Here is a 19,142-nt window from a genome sequence, read left to right as displayed (position 1 = left end):
GAGCCAACAAAATTTCCAATTCACTTGTTTTTAACCCTTGACATCACACCGTAGGACTTCTCGTTTTTATTTGCGGGAAAAATGCCATTATCGCGAATGCGATTCCCTCAGCGGGCGAACTACTGCTTTTTCCCAACAGGTGGCCCGCGCATTTAATCCAGGGCCGATAAGTAAAGCGCCTCCGCTTTTCTTATTGTCCAGTTCCGAGTGCTTTAGGCTAGTGAACTTCCGGCTCCCTCTCCTACGATAAGCCAACATCAGCCCGCTTTCTTGCCATGTTTCCTTTATCTCAGTCGGGAGCCTTGAAGTTCATACGCCGATGGGCCAACGCCCTCCGCTTTTCTAGTTACCACCAAATGATGGTCATAAATGCCAATACAGTCAGGAATGCGACGAGAATGCCGCCAAATATGAAAAACTTCGGGCCTTCATGGTGTTTATGGCTCATGTGCATGAAATAAAAGAGTTGGAACGCCACCTGCACGGCAGCCAAAAGCAGTAGTACCGGAATGGTAAACCATTTGGACAAATCTGCATATACCGCCCAAAAAGCAACAATGGTCAAAAACAGCATTAATATAAAACTGATCACCTGATACTTCATTTCTTCCGCACCTTTGCGGCGTCTGTATTCATAATTAACATTACGGCCGGCAGTTTTGGCACCGTGATCCATCTATCCCACCATCCCCATCAAATATACGACTGTGAAAATAAACACCCATACGACATCGATAAAATGCCAGTACAGGCTCGCCACATAAAATTTTGGCGCATTATACAAGTTCAGTCCGCGCTTGGCGTTCCGCAGCATCAACGTGGTGATCCAAAGCAGCCCAAACGCAACGTGGCCGCCATGAAAGCCAACGAGCGTATAAAACGCCGAACCGAATGCACTGCTCGTAAACGTATGGTGAAATTTCGTCACATAATGGTGGAATTCATAAACTTCCAAAGCAAGAAAACAAGCGCCAAGCAAAACTGTAACCAGAAAACAAGCCTGCATTTTTTTAAAAGCAAAATTTTTCATATGGTAAATCGCATACACGCTCGTAATCGAACTCGTCAGCAGGAAAATGGTCGTCAAAAAAGTCAACGGCAATTCGAATAAATCTTTTGCAAGTGCCTGGGAACTGTCCGGCACCTTGTCTTTCAACGCAATATAAGTGGAAAACAAGGATGCGAAAAGAACGGTTTCACCGCCCAGAAACAGCCAAAAACCAAGAAATTTATTTTTCCCCTCAAGCGTCGCCCTTTCCGGGGATTCAGGCCAAGTTTTTGCCGTAAAACTTTCTTCCATATGCATTACGCCCCTGCCCCCTTTTCTTCTTGTTCCATCAGTGTTTCTTTTTTGATATGGTAGCCATAATCATCCCTTACAGAGCGGATCAGCATGGCGATGAGCGAGATGCCAAATCCGGCCGCAAGTAGCAAAATCCCGGCCATATGGTGATCCCGGTGGTACATCGCGCCAAACGCTGCCACAAATAAACCGAATGCGATAAATATCGGGATAATGGACGGATTCGGCATATGGATGTCGGAAACCGGTTCAGCCGGCGTCACCTGCTTTTTCCCTTCCATTTTTTCCAGCCACCAAGTGTCAATCCCGCGGACAAACGGCGTTTGCGCAAAATTATATTCCGGCGGCGGGGATGAAATGGACCACTCGAGCGTCCTTCCGAAATCCCACGGGTCATTGGCGACTTTCCGGTTTTGGACAGCCGTTACAACAATGTTTGCCAAAAGGACTAAAGCTCCCGCCGCCATCAACACGGCGCCGGATGAGCTGACCAAATTGTCCGCATCCCACCCCTGGTTTGGTAGATAAGTCCACTGCCTGCGCGGCATGCCGAGTAATCCTAGCCAATGCTGGATCATAAAAGTCAGATGGAATCCGATAAAAAAGAGCCAAAACGTGATTTTTCCCATCGTTTCATTTAACATCGTTCCGAATATTTTCGGCCAATAATAGTGCAGTGCCGCAAATATCCCAAACACCACGCCGCCGACAATCACATAATGGAAATGGGCAACGACGAAATAGCTATCATGGTACTGGTAATCAGCAGGTGCCACCGCCAGCATGACCCCCGTCACCCCGCCCAATACAAAAGACGGAATAAATGAAGCGGCATAAAGCATTGGTGTCGTGAATTGAATGCTGCCGCCCCACATCGTTAAGAGCCAGTTGAAAATTTTGATGCCCGTCGGTACGGCAATGGTCATCGTGGAAACGGCAAAAATGGCATTTGCCACATTGCCAAGCCCTGTTGTAAACATATGGTGGGCCCACACCATAAAGCCTAAAAATCCGATTAAAATAACAGCAAATACCATTGATGAGTATCCGAACAGCCTTTTTATGGAGAAATGTGCAAAAACTTCGGAGAAAATGCCAAACGCCGGCAAAATTAAAATGTATACTTCCGGATGGCCGAAAATCCAGAAAAGATGTTCCCAAATAATTGTATTGCCCCCGTATGCCACGTCAAAAAACTTTGCGCCGAACATGCGGTCGAAAGTAAGCAGAAACAACCCGACCGTCAATGGCGGAAAAGCAAACAAAATGAGGGCCGAGGAAACAAATGTCGTCCAGGTAAACATCGGCATGCGCATATAAGTCATGCCCGGCGCCCGCATATTCATGATCGTAACAAGGAAATTCAGCCCGGAAATGAGCGTGCCGAAGCCCGAAATTTGCAGCCCGAGCGAATAAAAATCGATTCCGTGGCCCGGAGAGTCAAGGGATAAGGAAGCGTATGACGTCCAACCCGCATCAGGGGCACCCCCCAATAACCAGGATAAATTTAAAAAGATTCCGCCAAAGAAAAACAGCCAAAAGCCGAGCGCGTTTAAAAACGGGAACGCGACATCTCGGGCCCCGATCTGCAGCGGGACAATCGCATTCATAAAGGCAAACAAAAGCGGCATGGCCGCCAGAAAAATCATTGTCGTGCCGTGCATTGTCATGACTTGATTATACACATCCGCACTCACAAAATGATTATTCGGTACCGCCAGCTGGATCCGGATCATAAGCGCCTCGATCCCGCCGATCAGAAAAAAGAATCCCCCTGAAATTAAGTACAAAATACCGATTTTTTTATGGTCGACCGTTGTGAGGTACTCATAGACAGTTGCACCAAATCCTGTCTTTTTTGTTTTTACACCCACGTTTAAACCTCCCCTTTGTTACAAAATATCCCCTTTATTTCCCCGCTTTCAAGGTCATCAAATAAGCCGCCAGCGCATCCACTTCCTGGTCGGAAAGCTTATTTCCGAAAGCGGGCATTTTTGTTCCCGGCTTATATTTTGACGGGTCTTTGATCCAATTTTTTATGTTCTGTTCGTTATGGTCCAAAATGCCGGCCACTTTTTCCCTCTCGCCGAACGTTGCCAAATTTGGCGCAGTCCGTGCCTGCTCCGGACGGGTATCATTTGGCGTAACGGCGTGGCAGCTGATGCAACTTTTTTTGAAGACATCCAGGCCTTCCTGCGCAAGTGCTGTTGTTGTTTTTGTTTCTTTTGCATTTTTCATTTTATTGATCCAGTTTTGGAATTCGCTTTGTGACACCGCTTTCACTCTGAAGTCCATTAAAGAATGTGAAGGGCCGCATAATTCTGCGCATTTTCCGTAGAAGACATTTCCGGCTTCCTCAGCCTTTTTATGGTCGATTTCAAGCCAGAACTTGTTGACGTTGTCGGTGTTGGCATCCAGTTTTCCGCCGACTGAGGGTATCCAAAATGAGTGTTTGACATCTGAGGCTTTTACTTGGAAGTAGATTTTTTGGTCTGTTGGGACGACTAATTCCTGGCTTGTAATCACGCCGTAATCCGGATATTCAAACTCCCACCAGTAAAGGCTCGCTCGCACTTTTACGACAAGCGGGCTGTGTTTGCCGTCCTTTTTCTTTTCCATTGCTTTTGTATCCCCAAGTTTGAATACATTGGTGATGGTTGGAATGGCAATTAAAATCAGGAGCACAATCGGAATGATGGTCCACAAAATTTCGAGCTTATGGTTGCCTGCCACTTGTTTTGGAATCGAATCATCCCCTTTTTTTCGCCTGAACCGTATGAGAACGGTCACAAAAATGGTGAACACGACAACCATGACAAACAACATGATCCAAACGCTCCACATCATAAGATCATATTGCTCCCGGGCCACTTCGCCGGCGGGATCCAGCGCCGACAAATAAGGTTTCCCGCAGCCCGAGAGTCCGGCTATAACCAAAGTGACAATAAAAAGCAAACTCCCCTTTTGCAGCCGCCATTTCATCGCTTTACCAATCCCCTCTTTCCTTTGTCTTTCTGCCAGAACAAGGAAGCAAGATCTATTTGGATTTCTTTAACAAGAAAGAACTCCCAACCCTTAAAACAGTGTAGCGATGACCATTGCAACAAATAAAATTGTCAAATAATTCAACGAATAGACAAACATCCATTTCGCCCATTTTAAATCGTCTTTCATTTTAAAACCGGACAGGCTTAATGCCAGCCACCCCAAATTAAACAATGTAGCAAGTATGATAAAAGCAGTCCCCAGCGGTTTCAGGAAAAACGGTACCGGAAGAAGCAATACCACCCATGCCAGCATGTGCCATTTTGTTGTTCTAAATCCTTTTACGACAGGCAGCATCGGAATTCCTGCTGCACGGTACTCTTCGCATTTTTTCATGGCAATCGCATAAAAATGAGGGGGCTGCCATATAAACATCAGCAAAAACAGCATCCACGGAACAACACCGAGATGGGGGTCAACGGCCGCCCATCCGATCAGCGGCGGAACTGCGCCGGCAAAACTGCCGATTACGGTATTGCTGACCATCGTCCGTTTTGACCACATCGTGTACAGAACGACATAGCTGAACACACCGAACAGGCCGATCAGCCCTGCGACGGCAGTCGTCATAAACAGTAGCAGCGTCCCAGCCGCCACAAACCCCAAACCGACCGTCAAAACTTTACGGTTTGAAATCCTGCCCGTTACTGTCGGGCGGAAATTTTTACTTTTCATAATGGTATCAATATCGCGGTCATACCAATTGTTCAGGCTGCAAGAACCTGCTACGATCAGCGCTGTTCCGGCCATTGCGAGAAAAATAGTGTCCAGCGACTGCAAAAAATGCCGGTTTGCCAGCTCGAGCGCGAGCCACATCCCTGTAAACGCCGTAATTAAATTTGAATTCACAATTCCGATTTTGATCAGGGACAAGAAATCTTTTAAAGCAGTGGCATCTGCCGCTTTCGCCCTGGTTGCCGTATTGATTGTTCGACTATCTGCCACGATAGCCCCTCCCTTCAAAGTATCATGGTCCAATGCGGGTTTTCTTCATGAATGCATGCAAAGTCATGCTTGCGAATGTTTTTACGTTGCCTATAAGAAAAACTGTACAATATAACTATAATGCATCTTTCTTTGTTTGGCTATTGATCAAAACCGTTCCTTCAAAATAGTGGAGATTTGACACCGGACGAATAGGCAGTTTCTATATTTATAAGTTTTCCACGGTGCGAATATGCGGAATATTGAAATATACTAACCTACTTTAGTATTTAACCATAATTTGAAAAAAAGATGTGATATTTTTTCTGCATTTTTATGGCAAATTTGTGTCATTAGGAATATATATTTCACTTCATTCTTTTTTACGCTAAAATAATAGCAAAGAAGCCGTATGATCTGATCGAATCTACACGGCTCCTTTACACTATTTCAACGGTTAAAATGATATAGACTGTAATTTAAATTGTTTGCCCTTAAATTTTCCCCAACAAGCAGCCAAACCTATGCATTACGCATGGGCCAATTTGCAAATGAATACTGAAGAAGGTGAAAAAATTGCGTACAACTTTGAAATGGCTTGGTGTATTGACAACCATTTCCATGATGATCGTCTTAATTGGAGGGGCCCTTGTCACCAATACCGGCTCCAGCCTTGGCTGCGGTCGCCAGTGGCCGCTTTGCAACGGGAAGATATTCCCGGATCCGCTGACATTGCAATCGCTGATCGAATGGCTTCACAGATTTTGCACCGGGATCGCCTCTTTCCTCGTCTTTGTGCTTGCCTTCTGGTCGTGGTTTGCGATCGGGCATAAAAAAGAAACAAAATTTTTGGCCATCGTTTCCATTGTCTTTCTGCTCCTGCAGGCTTATCTTGGCGCAGCCGCTGTCGTCTGGGGCTCTTCCAGTGTTGTGATGGCCCTTCATTTCGGAATTTCTTTGATATCCTTTGCGTCCGTCCTCATGCTGACGCTGCTCATCTTTGAATGGGACCAAAAATTCGATGCAGGAAAACTCATTCTTGAAAAAAGCATGAAATGGCATACAATCGGCGTTACGGTTTACAGCTATATTGTCGTCTACAGCGGGGCGCTTGTCAGACATATGAACGCAAGCCTTGTCTGCCGCGATTTTCCGCTTTGCGTGAACGATTCCCCGGCGCTGCCCGCGAATATTTATGAATGGGTGCAAATGGGGCACAGGACTGCAGCTTTCCTGTTCTTTGTATGGATTGCTTATATCGCTTATAAGGCCGTGAAAAATTATAAAAACCAGCGCGTGATTTACTGGGGATGGATCATTGCTTTCATTCTTGTCTGCCTGCAGGCTGCTTCGGGTGCAATGCTCATTTTTACAAGGCTGAATTTGGAAGTCACACTGCTACACGCGTTTTTCATTTCGTGTTTATTCGGCCTGTTATGTTATTTGAATCTCGTTGTCGGGAGGGCAAAACAATTTGTCCATGGAAGAAACAATCTTCCGCAGGCAAAAATCCAAGTGCAATAATGTTTGGAAAAGGCGCCTGGCTTAAACCGGCGCCTTTTCATTTATTTTTTCGATTTCCAGCAGTAAATCCCCCTGCTGAATGGCGTCACCGCTTTGAACATGCACAGCTCTAATTTTTCCGGTAAAAGGCGCCTGGACGGTTGTTTCCATTTTCATCGCCTCCGTAATCATGACCGGATCCCCTTGTTTCACTTCCTGCCCGCTTTCAACAAGGACTTTAACAACAGTGCCCGGCATTGTCGCGCCAATGTGCTGTTCATTTTTGGCATCCGCTTTACTTCTTTCCTTAACAGAAGATTGGACGCTTGCATCTTTAATGACCACTTCGCGCGGCTGGCCGTTCAGTTCAAAATATACAACCCGTGTTCCGTCAGGGCGCGCATGCCCGATCGAAACGAGCTGGACAATGAGCGTTTTTCCTTTTTCGATTTCGACTTCGATCCTCTCACCGATGCGCATGCCGTAAAAGAATGTCGGCGTATCGATCACCGAAACTTCACCAAACTGCTGGTGCGTTTTCACATATTCGGAAAAAACTTTCGGGTACAGGGCGTACGCAATCACATCTTTTCTATCCGGCACAATGCCCAGTTCTTTTTTGATTTCTTCCGCAAGGGCGTTAAAATCCACTTCTTCCAACAGTTCGCCCGGACGCACCGTAATCGGTTCCCGCCCTTTTAAGATCACTTTCTGCAAGTCTTTCGGAAATCCTCCGTACGGCTGGCCCAAATAGCCTGCGAAAAATTCCACGACAGAATCTGGGAAATCGATTTTCATGCCGCGCTCGAGGACGTCTTTTTCCGTCAGCCCATTTTGCACCATGAATAAAGCCATATCGCCGACCACTTTAGAAGAAGGGGTAACTTTGACGATGTCGCCGAACATCAGGTTGACGGTCCGGTACATTTCTTTTACTTCATCCCAGCGGTCCCCAAGCCCGACCGCTTTTGCCTGCTGCTGGAGGTTGCTGTATTGCCCGCCCGGCATTTCATGGACATAAACTTCGGTATGCGGTGCATGCATTTCGCTTTCAAAATGCCGGTAATATTTGCGCACGTCTTCCCAATACTCGCTCAAACGTTCAGCGGAATGGATATCGATTTCCGACTCCCTTTCCGTTCCTTCAACCGCATAATGGAGCGTCGTCATACTCGGCTGCGAGGTCAGCCCCGCCATCGAGCTTACAGCGACATCGACGATATCCACGCCGGCTTCGATCGCTTTCACATACGTAAGCACACCGTTGCCGCTCGTATCATGCGTATGAAGGTGGATCGGGATACCAACGCAATCTTTTAATTCGGAAATCAAGCGGTAAGCAGCCTGCGGTTTTAAAAGGCCAGCCATATCTTTAATGCCTAAAATATGGGCGCCCTCCCTTTCCAGCTCTTTTGCAAGATTTTTATAGTAATTCAAATCGTATTTTTGGCGAACCGGGTCTGTAATATCTCCTGTATAGCAAATCGCGGCTTCCGCAACTTTGCCGGCATCCCGCACGGCAGAGATGGCTACTTCCATCCCCTTTACCCAGTTCAAACTGTCAAAAATCCGGAATACATCAATGCCTGATGCCGCCGACTCTGCGACAAATTCGCGGATCACCCCGTCCGGATAATTTTTATACCCGACTGCATTCGAGGCGCGCAAAAGCATTTGGAACAAAAGGTTCGGGATTTTTTCCCTGAGCTTTTTGAGCCTGTCCCAAGGGTCTTCCTTAAGGAAGCGGTAGGCTACGTCAAATGTCGCACCGCCCCACATTTCAAGCGAAAACAGGTCTGGCAAAAGTTTTGCGGTGGGTTCCGCAACCTTCAGCATGTCATAGGTGCGCATCCGGGTTGCCAATAGCGACTGGTGGGCATCGCGGAAAGTTGTATCAGTCAAAAGCACCCGTCTTTGCTCCCTGACCCATTTGGCCAGTCCTTCAGGGCCGAGCTTGTCCAAAATTTGTTTTGTCCCTTCCTTATAAGGTTCGTGCGGGGCAAGCTTCGGCATCCTCGGTTCGATAAAATGCGGTTTCTCCTGTTTGTCGATACCCGGAAACCCGTTTATGGTAATATTTCCGATATACGTCAGCATTTTTGTCCCGCGATCTTTTGTAGCCTTGAATTCAAACAGTTCCGGGGTGGAATCGATGAAAGACGTGTCATAGCGGCCGCTGATAAAATGCGGATGCTTTACGACATTTTCCAAAAATGCGATATTTGTCTTTATACCCCTGATTCGAAATTCCTGTAAATTTCTGACCATTTTTGCCGCAGCCTGGTCAAAGGTGAACCCCCATGTTGATAACTTCACGAGCAACGAATCGTAATACGGCGTAATGACCGCCCCCTGGAACGCATTGCCGGCATCGAGCCGTACACCGAACCCGCCGCTTGAGCGGTATGCCATAATTCTCCCCGTATCCGGCAGAAAGCCGTTAAGCGGATCTTCCGTTGTAATCCGGGATTGGATCGCATAGCCGTTCATCGAGAGGTCTTCCTGTTTCGGGATGCCGATGGTTTCGTCGTGGAGCGCGTACCCATCCGCGATTAAAATCTGAGAACGGACGATATCGATCCCCGTAATCATTTCGGTAATCGTATGTTCCACCTGCACGCGCGGATTGATTTCAATAAAGTAAAATTCATCGCCGGAAACGAGAAATTCAACAGTTCCCGCATTGACATACCCGACTTTTTTCATCAGCCTGACAGCAGCATAGCAGATTTTTTCGCGCATTTCCTGCGAAAGGGAGACGCAAGGGGCCACTTCAACCACTTTTTGATGGCGGCGCTGGACAGAGCAGTCGCGCTCAAACAGATGAATAATGTTGCCGTGCCTGTCACCCAAAATCTGCACTTCGATATGTTTCGGATGGAGAATCAGCTTTTCAACGTACACTTCATCGCTACCAAATGCAGCTTTCGCTTCCGATTTGGCGCGGTAGTAAAAGTCTTCCGCTTCCCCTTTATGGTGGATCATGCGCATGCCGCGCCCGCCGCCGCCGAGTGCAGCTTTAATCATCAGCGGATAACCGTATTTTTCACCGAATTCAAGCACCTCTTCCAGGCTTCCGACAGGCCCGCCGCTTCCGGGGATGACCGGAATGCCCGCTGCAGCCGCCTGCTGCTTCGCTTTGATTTTATCCCCGAACATGTCAAGATGCTTCGGATCCGGTCCGATAAAAATGATGCCTTCTTCTTCGCAACGTTTTGCGAACTCCACATTTTCCGATAAAAATCCGTACCCCGGATGGATCGCATCCACTTCGGACATTTTCGCAATATCAATAACATCTTCAATGGCAAGGTACGCATCGATTGGCTTTTTCCCTTTCCCTACCAAATACGCCTCATCAGCTTTGTAGCGGTGGTATGAACCGCTGTCTTCCTTTGAATAAATGGCAACCGTCCGGATCCCCAATTCCGCACAGGCGCGGAAAACCCGGATAGCAATTTCTCCACGGTTTGCAACCAAAACTTTTTTAATTTGCTTCATTTTTCGTTTCCCCTTTAATCGTCTTTCTTTGAAAGGATTTATAAAAAAAGGAAGCTAAACTTCCTTTTTTATAAATACTTTATTCACGGCCTTGAATAGACTTTATACGGCTTCCGGATTGTCTGGCCGGCTTCTTGCGACATGTTCTGCTTTCTTTTGTAATTCTCCTCGTACTTCGTGAACATGGCAACATTGACCAGTATCCCGAGCGCCATTGACAAAAGCAAAAGCGATGACCCACCGTAGCTAATGAACGGGAGCGGGACACCCGTAATCGGGATCAGCCCGCAGACACCGCCCAGATTGATAAATGTCTGGATGGCAATCATGCTTGAGATGCCGATCGCGAGCAGACTCCCAAATTGGTCTCTCGAATGGATGCCGATATAAATACCGCGCAGCACAAGATAGCAGAGCCCGCCGATCACAAACAAAACCCCGGCTGCCCCCAATTCTTCCGCAATAATCGCCATGATAAAGTCTGTATGGGGTTCAGGCAAGTAGCCGAGTTTTTGGATGCTTTGGCCCAGCCCCTGGCCCCTGAGCCCGCCTGAACCGATGGCAATATAAGAATTCACAAGCTGGAGACCTTCCCCGCTCTCATTTTTAAACGGGTTCAAATACCCGGTAAAGCGGGCGAGCCTTACCGGCGTAAAGATTTTATCTTTTTCAATTAAAATAAACGGCGAAAACAAAACGGCAATCGCAAGACAAAGGCCGGCCAGCTTCAACATTGTTTTCAGCCGCATGCCGGACGTAATAATAATGGTGCAGCCAATTGCAAAAATGATCGTTGCCGTCCCGATATCAGGCTGTAGTGCAATTAGAAGGCAGACAACCATTAAGAAAATAAGCGGCGGAATCACGCCTTTATTAAATGTGTCTATGTATGCCTGTTTTTTCGCATAAACGGCAGACAAATAAATGATGACGGCCATTTTTACAAATTCTGACGGCTGCAGTGAACTGGAACCGATCTGGAACCAGCTTTGCGCGTTATTGGACGTATGGCCGAAAACAAACAGCGCTAGTAATCCGAGCACCGATCCGAACATTAGAAAAGCAAGGAATTTTTTGCTTTGGTACATTTTATACGGGAGAAAAGCCGTGATGGCAAACCCGATCAGCGCAAGGAATAGATTTATTTTCTGCTTATTGTAAAAATAGGCGCTGTCCTGCCCGTAGCGCTGTACCGCAATCACCATGCTGGAACTGTAAATCATGACCAATCCGAAAAGACAAAGAAGCAAATAAACCACGATGATCGAGTAATCGAATGATTTCAAGATTTTTTTCAGCATAGAAACCTTCCAATCCATAATTAAGCTGGCATTATAAAAAAATATTCGCCCGGTTTTCGAAAACTCCTGCCGCTATTTTTAAATTATAACATTTTTTTTATTTCTCCCGCCATCGTATTTACGGTTTCAGGTATAAAAAAACTCAAACAATAAAAAATCGTTTGAGTCTTTCCGTTTATTTTTTTATATATGCATCGTGCAAAATCAACAGTTCCTGTTCAAGCGAGTCAAGAATCTGCTTTCCGTCGGCGGCATCCACTAAGCCGAGCCGGACGGCAAAATCTATTTCACGGGATAAACCAAACATTTGTGTATCCAATACTTCCTCGTATAAAGGGCATTGGGGCATCGTTAAGTTATCCATTTGAACCTGAATCAGCTTTAAAATTTTATCCGCGTCCGCCTTCAGCAGGCTATAGGCTTTTTCCCGGTGGTTCACCTTTGTTTCAGACGCCAAATTGATCCCCCCGTTCACGTATCAATCTATTTAAAAATTTTACCGTGAAAACTGCTATTTTGCAAGTAAATAGAGAGGCTGGGTATGTGTCAAGTTTTTCTCGACATCGTTTAAAAATCAGTGATGTCCAGCCACTCTCGTATAATAAGTTTCGATCCTACTAAATGAGTCAATTTCCAGTTGAATAATTGTTCTTTGACAAGTGAATCTTTGATGTTTTCGGGGCGAGCCCCGAAAACATCAATTTGGGACTTGGGCGTTTCGTGATGTTCCTAGATAATGGTCTTAGGATCATTTGGGTTAACGCTGAGAACACTCTGTAGCTTTGACTACTTAAAAAGTCTGCGTCCCCAGGTTTTTGCCCGACCTTCTAACCCGTAGGCTGTTCCTCCGGTGAACACCACGCTGAACGTGGCAACGTTCAGATGCAGCTCGTGACTCCGGATGAGTTCTGATAAAATAGCTCACCAATTTTGATATAATGTTTTCCATGGGAAGACCTCTTTCTAGATGTACTCGCCTGGAAGCGTACATTAAATGATAGAGTGTCTTCCCATTTTTTCCACTATTTTGCCCTCGAGAAATATTTTACACATACGAGAGGCTGACAGTTTTTTAGCAAGGCACCGGCTGCTATAAAATATCGGCATTCGCGAGTAATGGGCCTGGCGTTTCCCGCTGTCTGCGCCTGGTAATAAGCAGGGGGCTTTTTATCGGTTTGAATCGCTTACAAGTGACACCGCCACTTTAACAAGGTATAATGCTTTATAGACGGACAGAAAGGGGTTAGGCGTATGATCATGCAAATTACGGGAAAAGTGAAGTTCCCGATCACACTTGATATCGGAACTTGGATTTTTGACGACCGGAAAGTGGATCTTGATACATATTTTGACGAAGACAAAAAGGAAAGCGACCCGGAGGAAGAATATCTAAAAAGAGCGGGGAAGCATTTTGATAAAGAAATGGCGGAAGGTGTCAGCCCGCAGGCTGCGGTAAAGGAAAAGCCGAAGTTTAAAAGGCAGCATTTGAAAACCGGGAGCTTCGGCATTTTTATCGATCTCTTTTTAAAAAATGCGGAACCGCTTGAAGATGCGAAAAAAATTGTATTTGAAACAAAGAACGGCCCTGCCGCTTTCCCGCTTGCGCAGGCGGAACACTTAATCGCGGCTTTTTCCCATAAAGGAAAAGCACTGAAAGAAGACGGCCCGCTCCATATTTTATTTGATGATGGTTCAAACAGGGAAAATCCGATTAAATATGTAACAGGTATACGGGTTGAATAATGCCGGAAGCAGCCTGCAGGCTGCTTCCGGCTTTTTTTATTCTGGCGATAGGATCAGCCTAAAGCAGGTCCGCTGCGATTTGCGCCAGTTTCGATCGCTCCCCTTTTATGAGTTTAATATGGCCGGCAAGCGGCACGTCTTTAAATTTTTCAACAACATATGTCAAACCGTTGTTATATGCATCCAAATAAGGATGGTCGATTTGTTCGGGGTCGCCCATTAATACGATTTTGCTGTTCTCACCGACCCTTGTTAAAATCGTTTTAACTTCATGTTTCGATAAATTTTGCGCTTCGTCGATAATGATATATTGGCCCGGTATGTTGCGGCCGCGTATATAAGTGAGCGCCTCCACCTCGATCGAACTCATCCCCGCCAGGATCCCGTCGATTTCCCCCGCTTTTTTTGTATTAAATAAAAACTCGAGGTTGTCGTAAATCGGCTGCATCCACGGACGCAGTTTTTCTTGCTTTTCGCCCGGAAGATAGCCGATATCTTTGCCGAACGGTACAATCGGGCGCGCAACGAGCAGTTTTTTATAGTGCTGCAAATCTTCCGTCTGCATCAGCCCGGCTGCCAGCGCAAGCAATGTTTTGCCAGTGCCTGCTTTCCCAGTCAGCGTGACGAGCGGAATGTCCTGGCGCAGAAGCAGTTCCATCGCCATCGTCTGCTGGGCGTTGCGCGGCTTAATTCCCCACACCGTTTCCTGGCCGTAAACCAGTTTTCTGACCGTATTTCCGGTTTGGTCAACCATTCCAATTGCAGAAGCAGAACTGCCGTGCGCATCTTTCATGATGAGGAACTGGTTCGGGTAAAACGGATGGTTGGCAATTTCGCTTAATGCCAGTTCATGGTGCTCGTAAAAACGCTGCAGCAAATCCGGGCTGATGTACATTTCCAAAAGCCCTGTATAAATATGGTCAAGACTTACCACACGGTCATTTAAAAAGTCTTCCGCCTGCAGACCGAGCGCATCTGCTTTCACGCGGACAAGCGCATCCTTGCTGACCAAAATGACCGGGCGCCCGTTTTCTTTCGTTTCTTCTTCCATTGATAAGTTTTTGGCGACCGCCAGAATCCGGTTGTCATTCGTTTTTTCCACGAAAATATCCTGCAGCTGCTGAAATGAGCGGTGGTTCAATTCAATGCGGAGCACACCGCCATTTTCGAGCGGAATTTTCTCATGCAGTTTTCCCGCCTGCCGGAAACTGTCTATTAATTTAGATACCTGGCGCGCATTTCTTCCGATTTCATCCATATTTCTTTTTTTGGAATCGACTTCTTCAAGTACAACAGCGGGTATGACGATTTCATTATCCTCAAAAGAAAAAATGGCGTACGGATCCTGGAGCAATACATTGGTATCCAAGACGTATATTTTCTTCAAATCGATGCCCCCTGCTTCACTCGGATTATTTTTATTTTATGTGAGGATGGTGTTACCTGTTCATCTGGGTGTTTGGACAAAGTTCAGGCACTGCTAAAGTATATGTGCAGGATGGGAAACTTAGAAGCATTTGCCAAAGCTTAGGGCTGGGGGTGGAAAGTAGAAATGTGCTTTTTCTCCGGAATCTGCGCGATAAGCGGACAAGATGCGGATTCAACGATCATCAACATTGATCACGAACATAGCCAGAAATAAAAAACACTCCCGAAACCCGGAAGTGCAATCAGACTGTTCACGTCGGAAAACGTTCTTCTTTGTCGGTTTTTTTGCTTTGGCGGAGCCGGATTTTGTAAATGCCGAGCACAATCGCCGCGATAAACAGGGCTTCCGCGACCGGCAAAAAAATAGAAAAAAAAGTCAGCAGTGTGCAGCCCAACATCATCAGCACATAAATGACAGCACTTTTCAACACCGGCAGCTTCCGCGCAAAGCCGAGCCGGTATACAATCATGCAAAGAACCGTAATTGTTGCATACAACAACCACATGCCCAAATCAGGATTTTCATCCACTTTGTACAACGACGCAAAAAATGAAAGATGGTGATGAACCGCTTCGTTTGTCATTAATTCTCCCCTTTTCCCCTTTGTTTTTGAAAAGAAAGAGGGCCGTTCGGGCGGTCCTCTATTCTTTGCTTATACATTCTCTGCTGCTTTTTGCCGTTTCTGCGCCTTTTCGCGTTCGCTCTTATTCAGGATTTTCTTGCGCAGCCGGATCGATTCCGGCGTCACCTCGCAGTATTCGTCATCATTCAAATACTCGAGTGCTTGTTCAAGCGACATAATCCTCGGTTTTTTAATGACAGCTGTCTGGTCTTTTGTTGCCGAGCGTACATTTGTTGCATGTTTCGCCTTCGTAATATTTACGGCAATATCGTTTTCGCGGGAGTTTTCCCCGACAATCATGCCTTCATAAATTTCCGTACCCGGCTCAACAAACAAAGTTCCCCGGTCTTCCACCTGCATCATGCCGTACGTGGTCGCTTTGCCCGTTTCCATCGAGACGAGCACGCCGTTTCTGCGCCCTCCGACACGGCCGGGCTGCATCGGCTGGTACGAATCAAATGTATGGTTCAAAATGCCGTATCCACGGGTAAGCGTCATGAATTCCGTCGTATAGCCGATCAAGCCGCGGGCCGGAACATTGAAAATTAAGCGGACTTGTCCGTTTCCGTTATTGATCATATCGAGCATTTCGCCTTTGCGCGAACCGAGTGATTCAATGATTGCACCTGTATATTCTTCTGGCGTATCGATTTGGACGCGTTCCACCGGCTCGCATTTGACGCCGTCAATTTCTTTAATAATCACTTTCGGTTTTGAAACCTGCAGTTCATACCCTTCACGGCGCATATTTTCTATCAAAATGGACAAATGCAGTTCGCCGCGCCCGGAAACGATCCACGCATCCGGAGAGTCTGTATTCTCAACGCGCAGGCTGACATCGGTTTGCAGCTGGGAGCGCAATCTTTCCTCAATTTTACGTGCGGTGACAAATTTCCCTTCACGGCCGGCAAACGGACTGTTGTTCACAAGAAATGTCATCTGCAAAGTTGGCTCATCAATGCGCAAAGGCGTCAATGCTTCCTGGTGGTCAATCGGGCAAACCGTTTCACCGACATTGATATCTTCCATGCCCGACACTGCTATCAAGTCCCCTGCGTATGCTTCCTGGATTTCTTCACGCTTCAACCCAAAGAATCCGAACATTTTCGTCACGCGGAACTGTTTTACGCTGCCGTCCAGTTTCATTAAAGCCACCTGCTGTCCGACATGCATTTTTCCGCGGAAAATGCGCCCGATCCCGATACGGCCGACATAGTCATTATAATCAAGCAGCGCAACCTGGAATTGCAGCGGCTCTTCGCGGTTGTCAACCGGTGCCGGAATGTGGTCGATAATCGTATCAAACAGGACTTTCATGTTTTCTTTCTGTTTGGCCGGATCCGGGTCAAGGCTAGCCGTCCCGTTGACCGCCGAAGTGTACACAACCGGGAATTCCAATTGTTCATCATTTGCATCGAGTTCAATGAACAATTCGAGCACTTCATCGACCACTTCTTCAGGACGTGCAAACTCACGGTCGATTTTATTGACAACAACGATTGGCGTGAGGTTTTGTTCGAGCGCTTTTTTCAGAACAAAACGCGTCTGCGGCATGCAGCCTTCATATGCATCGACAACAAGCAGTACACCGTCCACCATTTTCATAATCCGTTCTACTTCGCCGCCAAAGTCGGCATGCCCCGGTGTGTCCAAAATGTTGATTTTTTTATCTTTATAGTGAACTGCCGTATTTTTGGCAAGGATGGTGATTCCTCTTTCACGTTCTAAGTCATTGGAATCCAATGCGCGTTCTTCGACATGCTCATTGGCGCGGAACGTACCGGATTGCTTCAGCAGCTGGTCGACGAGTGTTGTCTTCCCATGGTCTACGTGAGCAATAATGGCAATGTTGCGTAAATCTTCTCTTTTATTCAAAAAAATTTCCTCCTGCCTAAACACGAATCTTTGTTAGTATATATCCTTAACTGGATTATTATAACACAATGCTGGCTTTGCTAAAACTTTTTCGGTAAAATAAGAGAAAAGGGAGGGGAATTTATGCAGGAAATCAAGTGGGTATTTGTCTTCTTTGCGCTCGCAGCATTTCTTTCCATGTGCGGCATCGGCATTGCCATCGGCGCCCAAAGTGTCATCGGCATTCTTGGCTGCACCGCCGCCCTTCTCCTTATCATGGGATTCGGGTTTAAAACAAAGAAAAGATGGCGGGAAGAGGGGAAATTGTAAGAAAATCGGAGGCGACTCGCTCAACGGCGAACGTACTTCCTAGCCTTTGACTGAGATAAAAGAAACACAGTGAACTCTTAAGGCGAACCGTGTTGGCTTATTGTGAGGAAAAGGCATAGAAGTACGCTAGCCGTTAGGCACCGCAGCCGGACAATAAGAAAGAAGTGCGGGGGCTATTCTTTCAAATATCGCTCTAAAATCGTCTCATGCAATTTCGGTTTGCTGACAAATACGGAGCTGTTTTCAAGAATATTGAGCGGGCGCCCGTATATGTCCGTCACAATACCACCCACTTCTTCCACAATCACTTTTCCGGCCGCAAAATCCCATGGAGACAACCGCATTGTGACATAAGCATCCAGCCTGCCCGCTGCCACATAGGCCAGTTCTAGGGCTGCAGAACCGTAACAGCGGGTTCCGCGCACATTCCTCACCAATGATGCAAGCTTTTTTGGATCTATGATTCTGTTTTCCACGATACAAAAAGGATTTAGCGCAAGGATCGTATCTTCCAGCCGGTTTTCCTTCAGCTTCGGCAACCGGGCCCCGTTAAAATAAGCACCCCTGCCCTTCCAGGCGGAATACAACTCTTGGCGGACCACATCATAAATATAACCTAATCTGCCTTCTCCATTTTCGTATACGCCGATTGATATCATAAAATTTACTTTTTGATGGACAAAATTGACCGTGCCGTCAATTGGATCCAAAATCCAAATGATCCCGCCGGCATCTTTCACATCTTCGCCGAACCCTTCTTCACCCAATATCCGGTGGCCCGGAAAGGTTGTACGGATTTTTTGTATCAAAAATTGTTCGGTTTCTTTATCAATATTTGTGACAAGGTCATTCCGGTTCGATTTTGTCTCAATTCTAAGCGGAGATGAAAGTGAACCGATAATCCGGCTCCCAGCTTCCTTGATCCACTGTTTGGCATATGTATCGATTTCTTCCCATCTGTCCATAATTTGGGCCCTCCATCGTCTAAACACTCATTTCCCTTAAGCGTATAGGAAATGGACGCAATTATCAAGTTTTGAAACCTGTTGAGTGAGTCAAGTTTTTGCGGGAGGTCCCTCTCAACCTTCGATATTCGATTTTCGCCTTTTTTATTTTAACCATCTGTTTCGGCTCTTCAAGGGTAAAGGCTTCGCCCTCGCATGCTCGCTCTTGAAGCCCGCAACACGGATGGCTTAATGGGCTTATAGGGCGAAAAACGAGAAACTAAACGGATAAAGGTCAAAAAATTCCTTGATATCCTGCCAGCCCTTTTAGAGCTTCTATATACGGCTTTCCTTGATCCCGGCTTTCCAATGCAGGCAAATGCCCCATAACGGCTCCTATTGATTCTCGAGTTTTTACTTTCAGCCACTGCTTGATATTGATTTTCTTATCCGGTTTTTCGTTCTCTTTTGTCGAATCAGCTATGGCTTCATAAAGGGTCCCTTCAAAGCGATGAACCATGGCTGTAGCCATTGAATGGAGGCCGGCTAGTCCCCAACTGTACCCCTGTTTTAGTCGCTTGGAAAATTGATTCATTTGGGATTCAGCGGCACCCATCGGTCGCATCCATGATGTATCTGTAAC

General features: G+C 46.5%; 16 protein-coding genes. 3 read left to right on the top strand and 13 right to left on the bottom strand.

The features are described from left to right. Positions 1-346 precede the first annotated feature (346 nt). The 5 genes from ctaF to cyoE all read right to left on the bottom strand — a co-directional run bounded on the left by ctaF (position 347) and on the right by cyoE (position 5,293). A complete protein-coding gene (ctaF, locus tag GBH70_RS14915) occupies positions 347-676 on the bottom strand; it encodes a cytochrome c oxidase subunit IVB (protein ID WP_151681770.1) in 330 nt (109 codons plus the stop codon). Then, entirely contained in the window at positions 677-1,306 is a 630-nt protein-coding gene (locus GBH70_RS14910) for a cytochrome c oxidase subunit 3 (RefSeq protein WP_151681769.1), read from the bottom strand. It abuts the gene before it with no gap. Continuing rightward, positions 1,306-3,177 carry a cytochrome c oxidase subunit I gene (gene ctaD, locus GBH70_RS14905; RefSeq protein ID WP_151681768.1) on the bottom strand — a complete coding sequence of 624 codons (1,872 nt, stop codon included), beginning with the start codon at positions 3,175-3,177 and terminating at the stop codon, positions 1,306-1,308. Before ctaD ends, GBH70_RS14910 begins: the two co-directional genes overlap by 1 nt. A 34-nt stretch (positions 3,178-3,211) precedes the next feature. Then, positions 3,212-4,285 carry a cytochrome c oxidase subunit II gene (coxB, locus tag GBH70_RS14900; protein WP_151681767.1) on the bottom strand — a complete coding sequence of 358 codons (1,074 nt, stop codon included), beginning with the start codon at positions 4,283-4,285 and terminating at the stop codon, positions 3,212-3,214. 93 nt (positions 4,286-4,378) lie between these two features. Beyond that, a complete protein-coding gene (gene cyoE, locus GBH70_RS14895) occupies positions 4,379-5,293 on the bottom strand; it encodes a heme o synthase (protein ID WP_151681766.1) in 915 nt (304 codons plus the stop codon). Positions 5,294-5,848: 555 nt separating this feature from the next. On the opposite strand from cyoE, the gene GBH70_RS14890 reads away from it, so the two are divergent. Continuing rightward, entirely contained in the window at positions 5,849-6,796 is a 948-nt protein-coding gene (locus tag GBH70_RS14890; protein WP_151681765.1) for a COX15/CtaA family protein, read from the top strand. 21 nt (positions 6,797-6,817) lie between these two features. Here the strand turns inward: GBH70_RS14890 and pyc are convergent, their stop codons facing one another. The 3 genes from pyc to GBH70_RS14875 form a co-directional block, all read right to left on the bottom strand. After that, positions 6,818-10,276: a pyruvate carboxylase gene (gene pyc / locus GBH70_RS14885; protein ID WP_151681764.1), complete on the bottom strand. Its 3,459-nt coding sequence runs from the start codon at positions 10,274-10,276 to the stop codon at positions 6,818-6,820. Positions 10,277-10,359: 83 nt separating this feature from the next. Continuing rightward, a complete protein-coding gene (locus GBH70_RS14880) occupies positions 10,360-11,577 on the bottom strand; it encodes an FtsW/RodA/SpoVE family cell cycle protein (RefSeq protein WP_151681763.1) in 1,218 nt (405 codons plus the stop codon). Between the two features lie 175 nt (positions 11,578-11,752). Further along, entirely contained in the window at positions 11,753-12,034 is a 282-nt protein-coding gene (locus tag GBH70_RS14875; protein WP_151681762.1) for an Fpa/YlaN family protein, read from the bottom strand. 794 nt (positions 12,035-12,828) lie between these two features. On the opposite strand from GBH70_RS14875, the gene GBH70_RS14870 reads away from it, so the two are divergent. Further along, positions 12,829-13,320, top strand: a complete 492-nt coding sequence (locus tag GBH70_RS14870) for a peptidyl-prolyl cis-trans isomerase (protein WP_151681761.1) — start codon at positions 12,829-12,831, stop codon at positions 13,318-13,320. A gap of 58 nt (positions 13,321-13,378) precedes the next feature. Here the strand turns inward: GBH70_RS14870 and GBH70_RS14865 are convergent, their stop codons facing one another. The 3 genes from GBH70_RS14865 to typA all read right to left on the bottom strand — a co-directional run bounded on the left by GBH70_RS14865 (position 13,379) and on the right by typA (position 17,246). After that, positions 13,379-14,707 carry a PhoH family protein gene (locus GBH70_RS14865; protein WP_151681760.1) on the bottom strand — a complete coding sequence of 443 codons (1,329 nt, stop codon included), beginning with the start codon at positions 14,705-14,707 and terminating at the stop codon, positions 13,379-13,381. Positions 14,708-14,999: 292 nt separating this feature from the next. Next, positions 15,000-15,332: a YlaH-like family protein gene (locus GBH70_RS14860; RefSeq protein ID WP_151681759.1), complete on the bottom strand. Its 333-nt coding sequence runs from the start codon at positions 15,330-15,332 to the stop codon at positions 15,000-15,002. A 69-nt stretch (positions 15,333-15,401) separates the two neighbouring features. Then, positions 15,402-17,246 carry a translational GTPase TypA gene (gene typA / locus GBH70_RS14855; protein ID WP_151681758.1) on the bottom strand — a complete coding sequence of 615 codons (1,845 nt, stop codon included), beginning with the start codon at positions 17,244-17,246 and terminating at the stop codon, positions 15,402-15,404. 123 nt (positions 17,247-17,369) lie between these two features. On the opposite strand from typA, the gene GBH70_RS14850 reads away from it, so the two are divergent. Then, the gene (locus GBH70_RS14850) at positions 17,370-17,555 is read left to right on the top strand and encodes a YlaF family protein (protein WP_151681757.1); all 186 of its coding nucleotides are present in this window, start codon (positions 17,370-17,372) and stop codon (positions 17,553-17,555) included. Between the two features lie 173 nt (positions 17,556-17,728). Here the strand turns inward: GBH70_RS14850 and GBH70_RS14845 are convergent, their stop codons facing one another. Both GBH70_RS14845 and GBH70_RS14840 read right to left on the bottom strand, forming a co-directional pair. Continuing rightward, positions 17,729-18,520, bottom strand: a complete 792-nt coding sequence (locus GBH70_RS14845) for an inositol monophosphatase family protein (protein WP_151681756.1) — start codon at positions 18,518-18,520, stop codon at positions 17,729-17,731. 274 nt (positions 18,521-18,794) lie between these two features. Further along, positions 18,795-19,142, bottom strand: a 348-nt coding sequence (locus tag GBH70_RS14840; protein ID WP_172968322.1) for a UPF0236 family transposase-like protein, incomplete at its 5' end; no start/stop codon positions are given.

This window comes from Weizmannia acidilactici (genome assembly GCF_008974225.1).
Classification (GTDB): domain Bacteria; phylum Bacillota; class Bacilli; order Bacillales; family Bacillaceae_C; genus Weizmannia; species Weizmannia acidilactici.
Note: the sequence above shows the minus strand (reverse complement) of the source record. Positions and strands in the feature narration are given on the sequence as shown.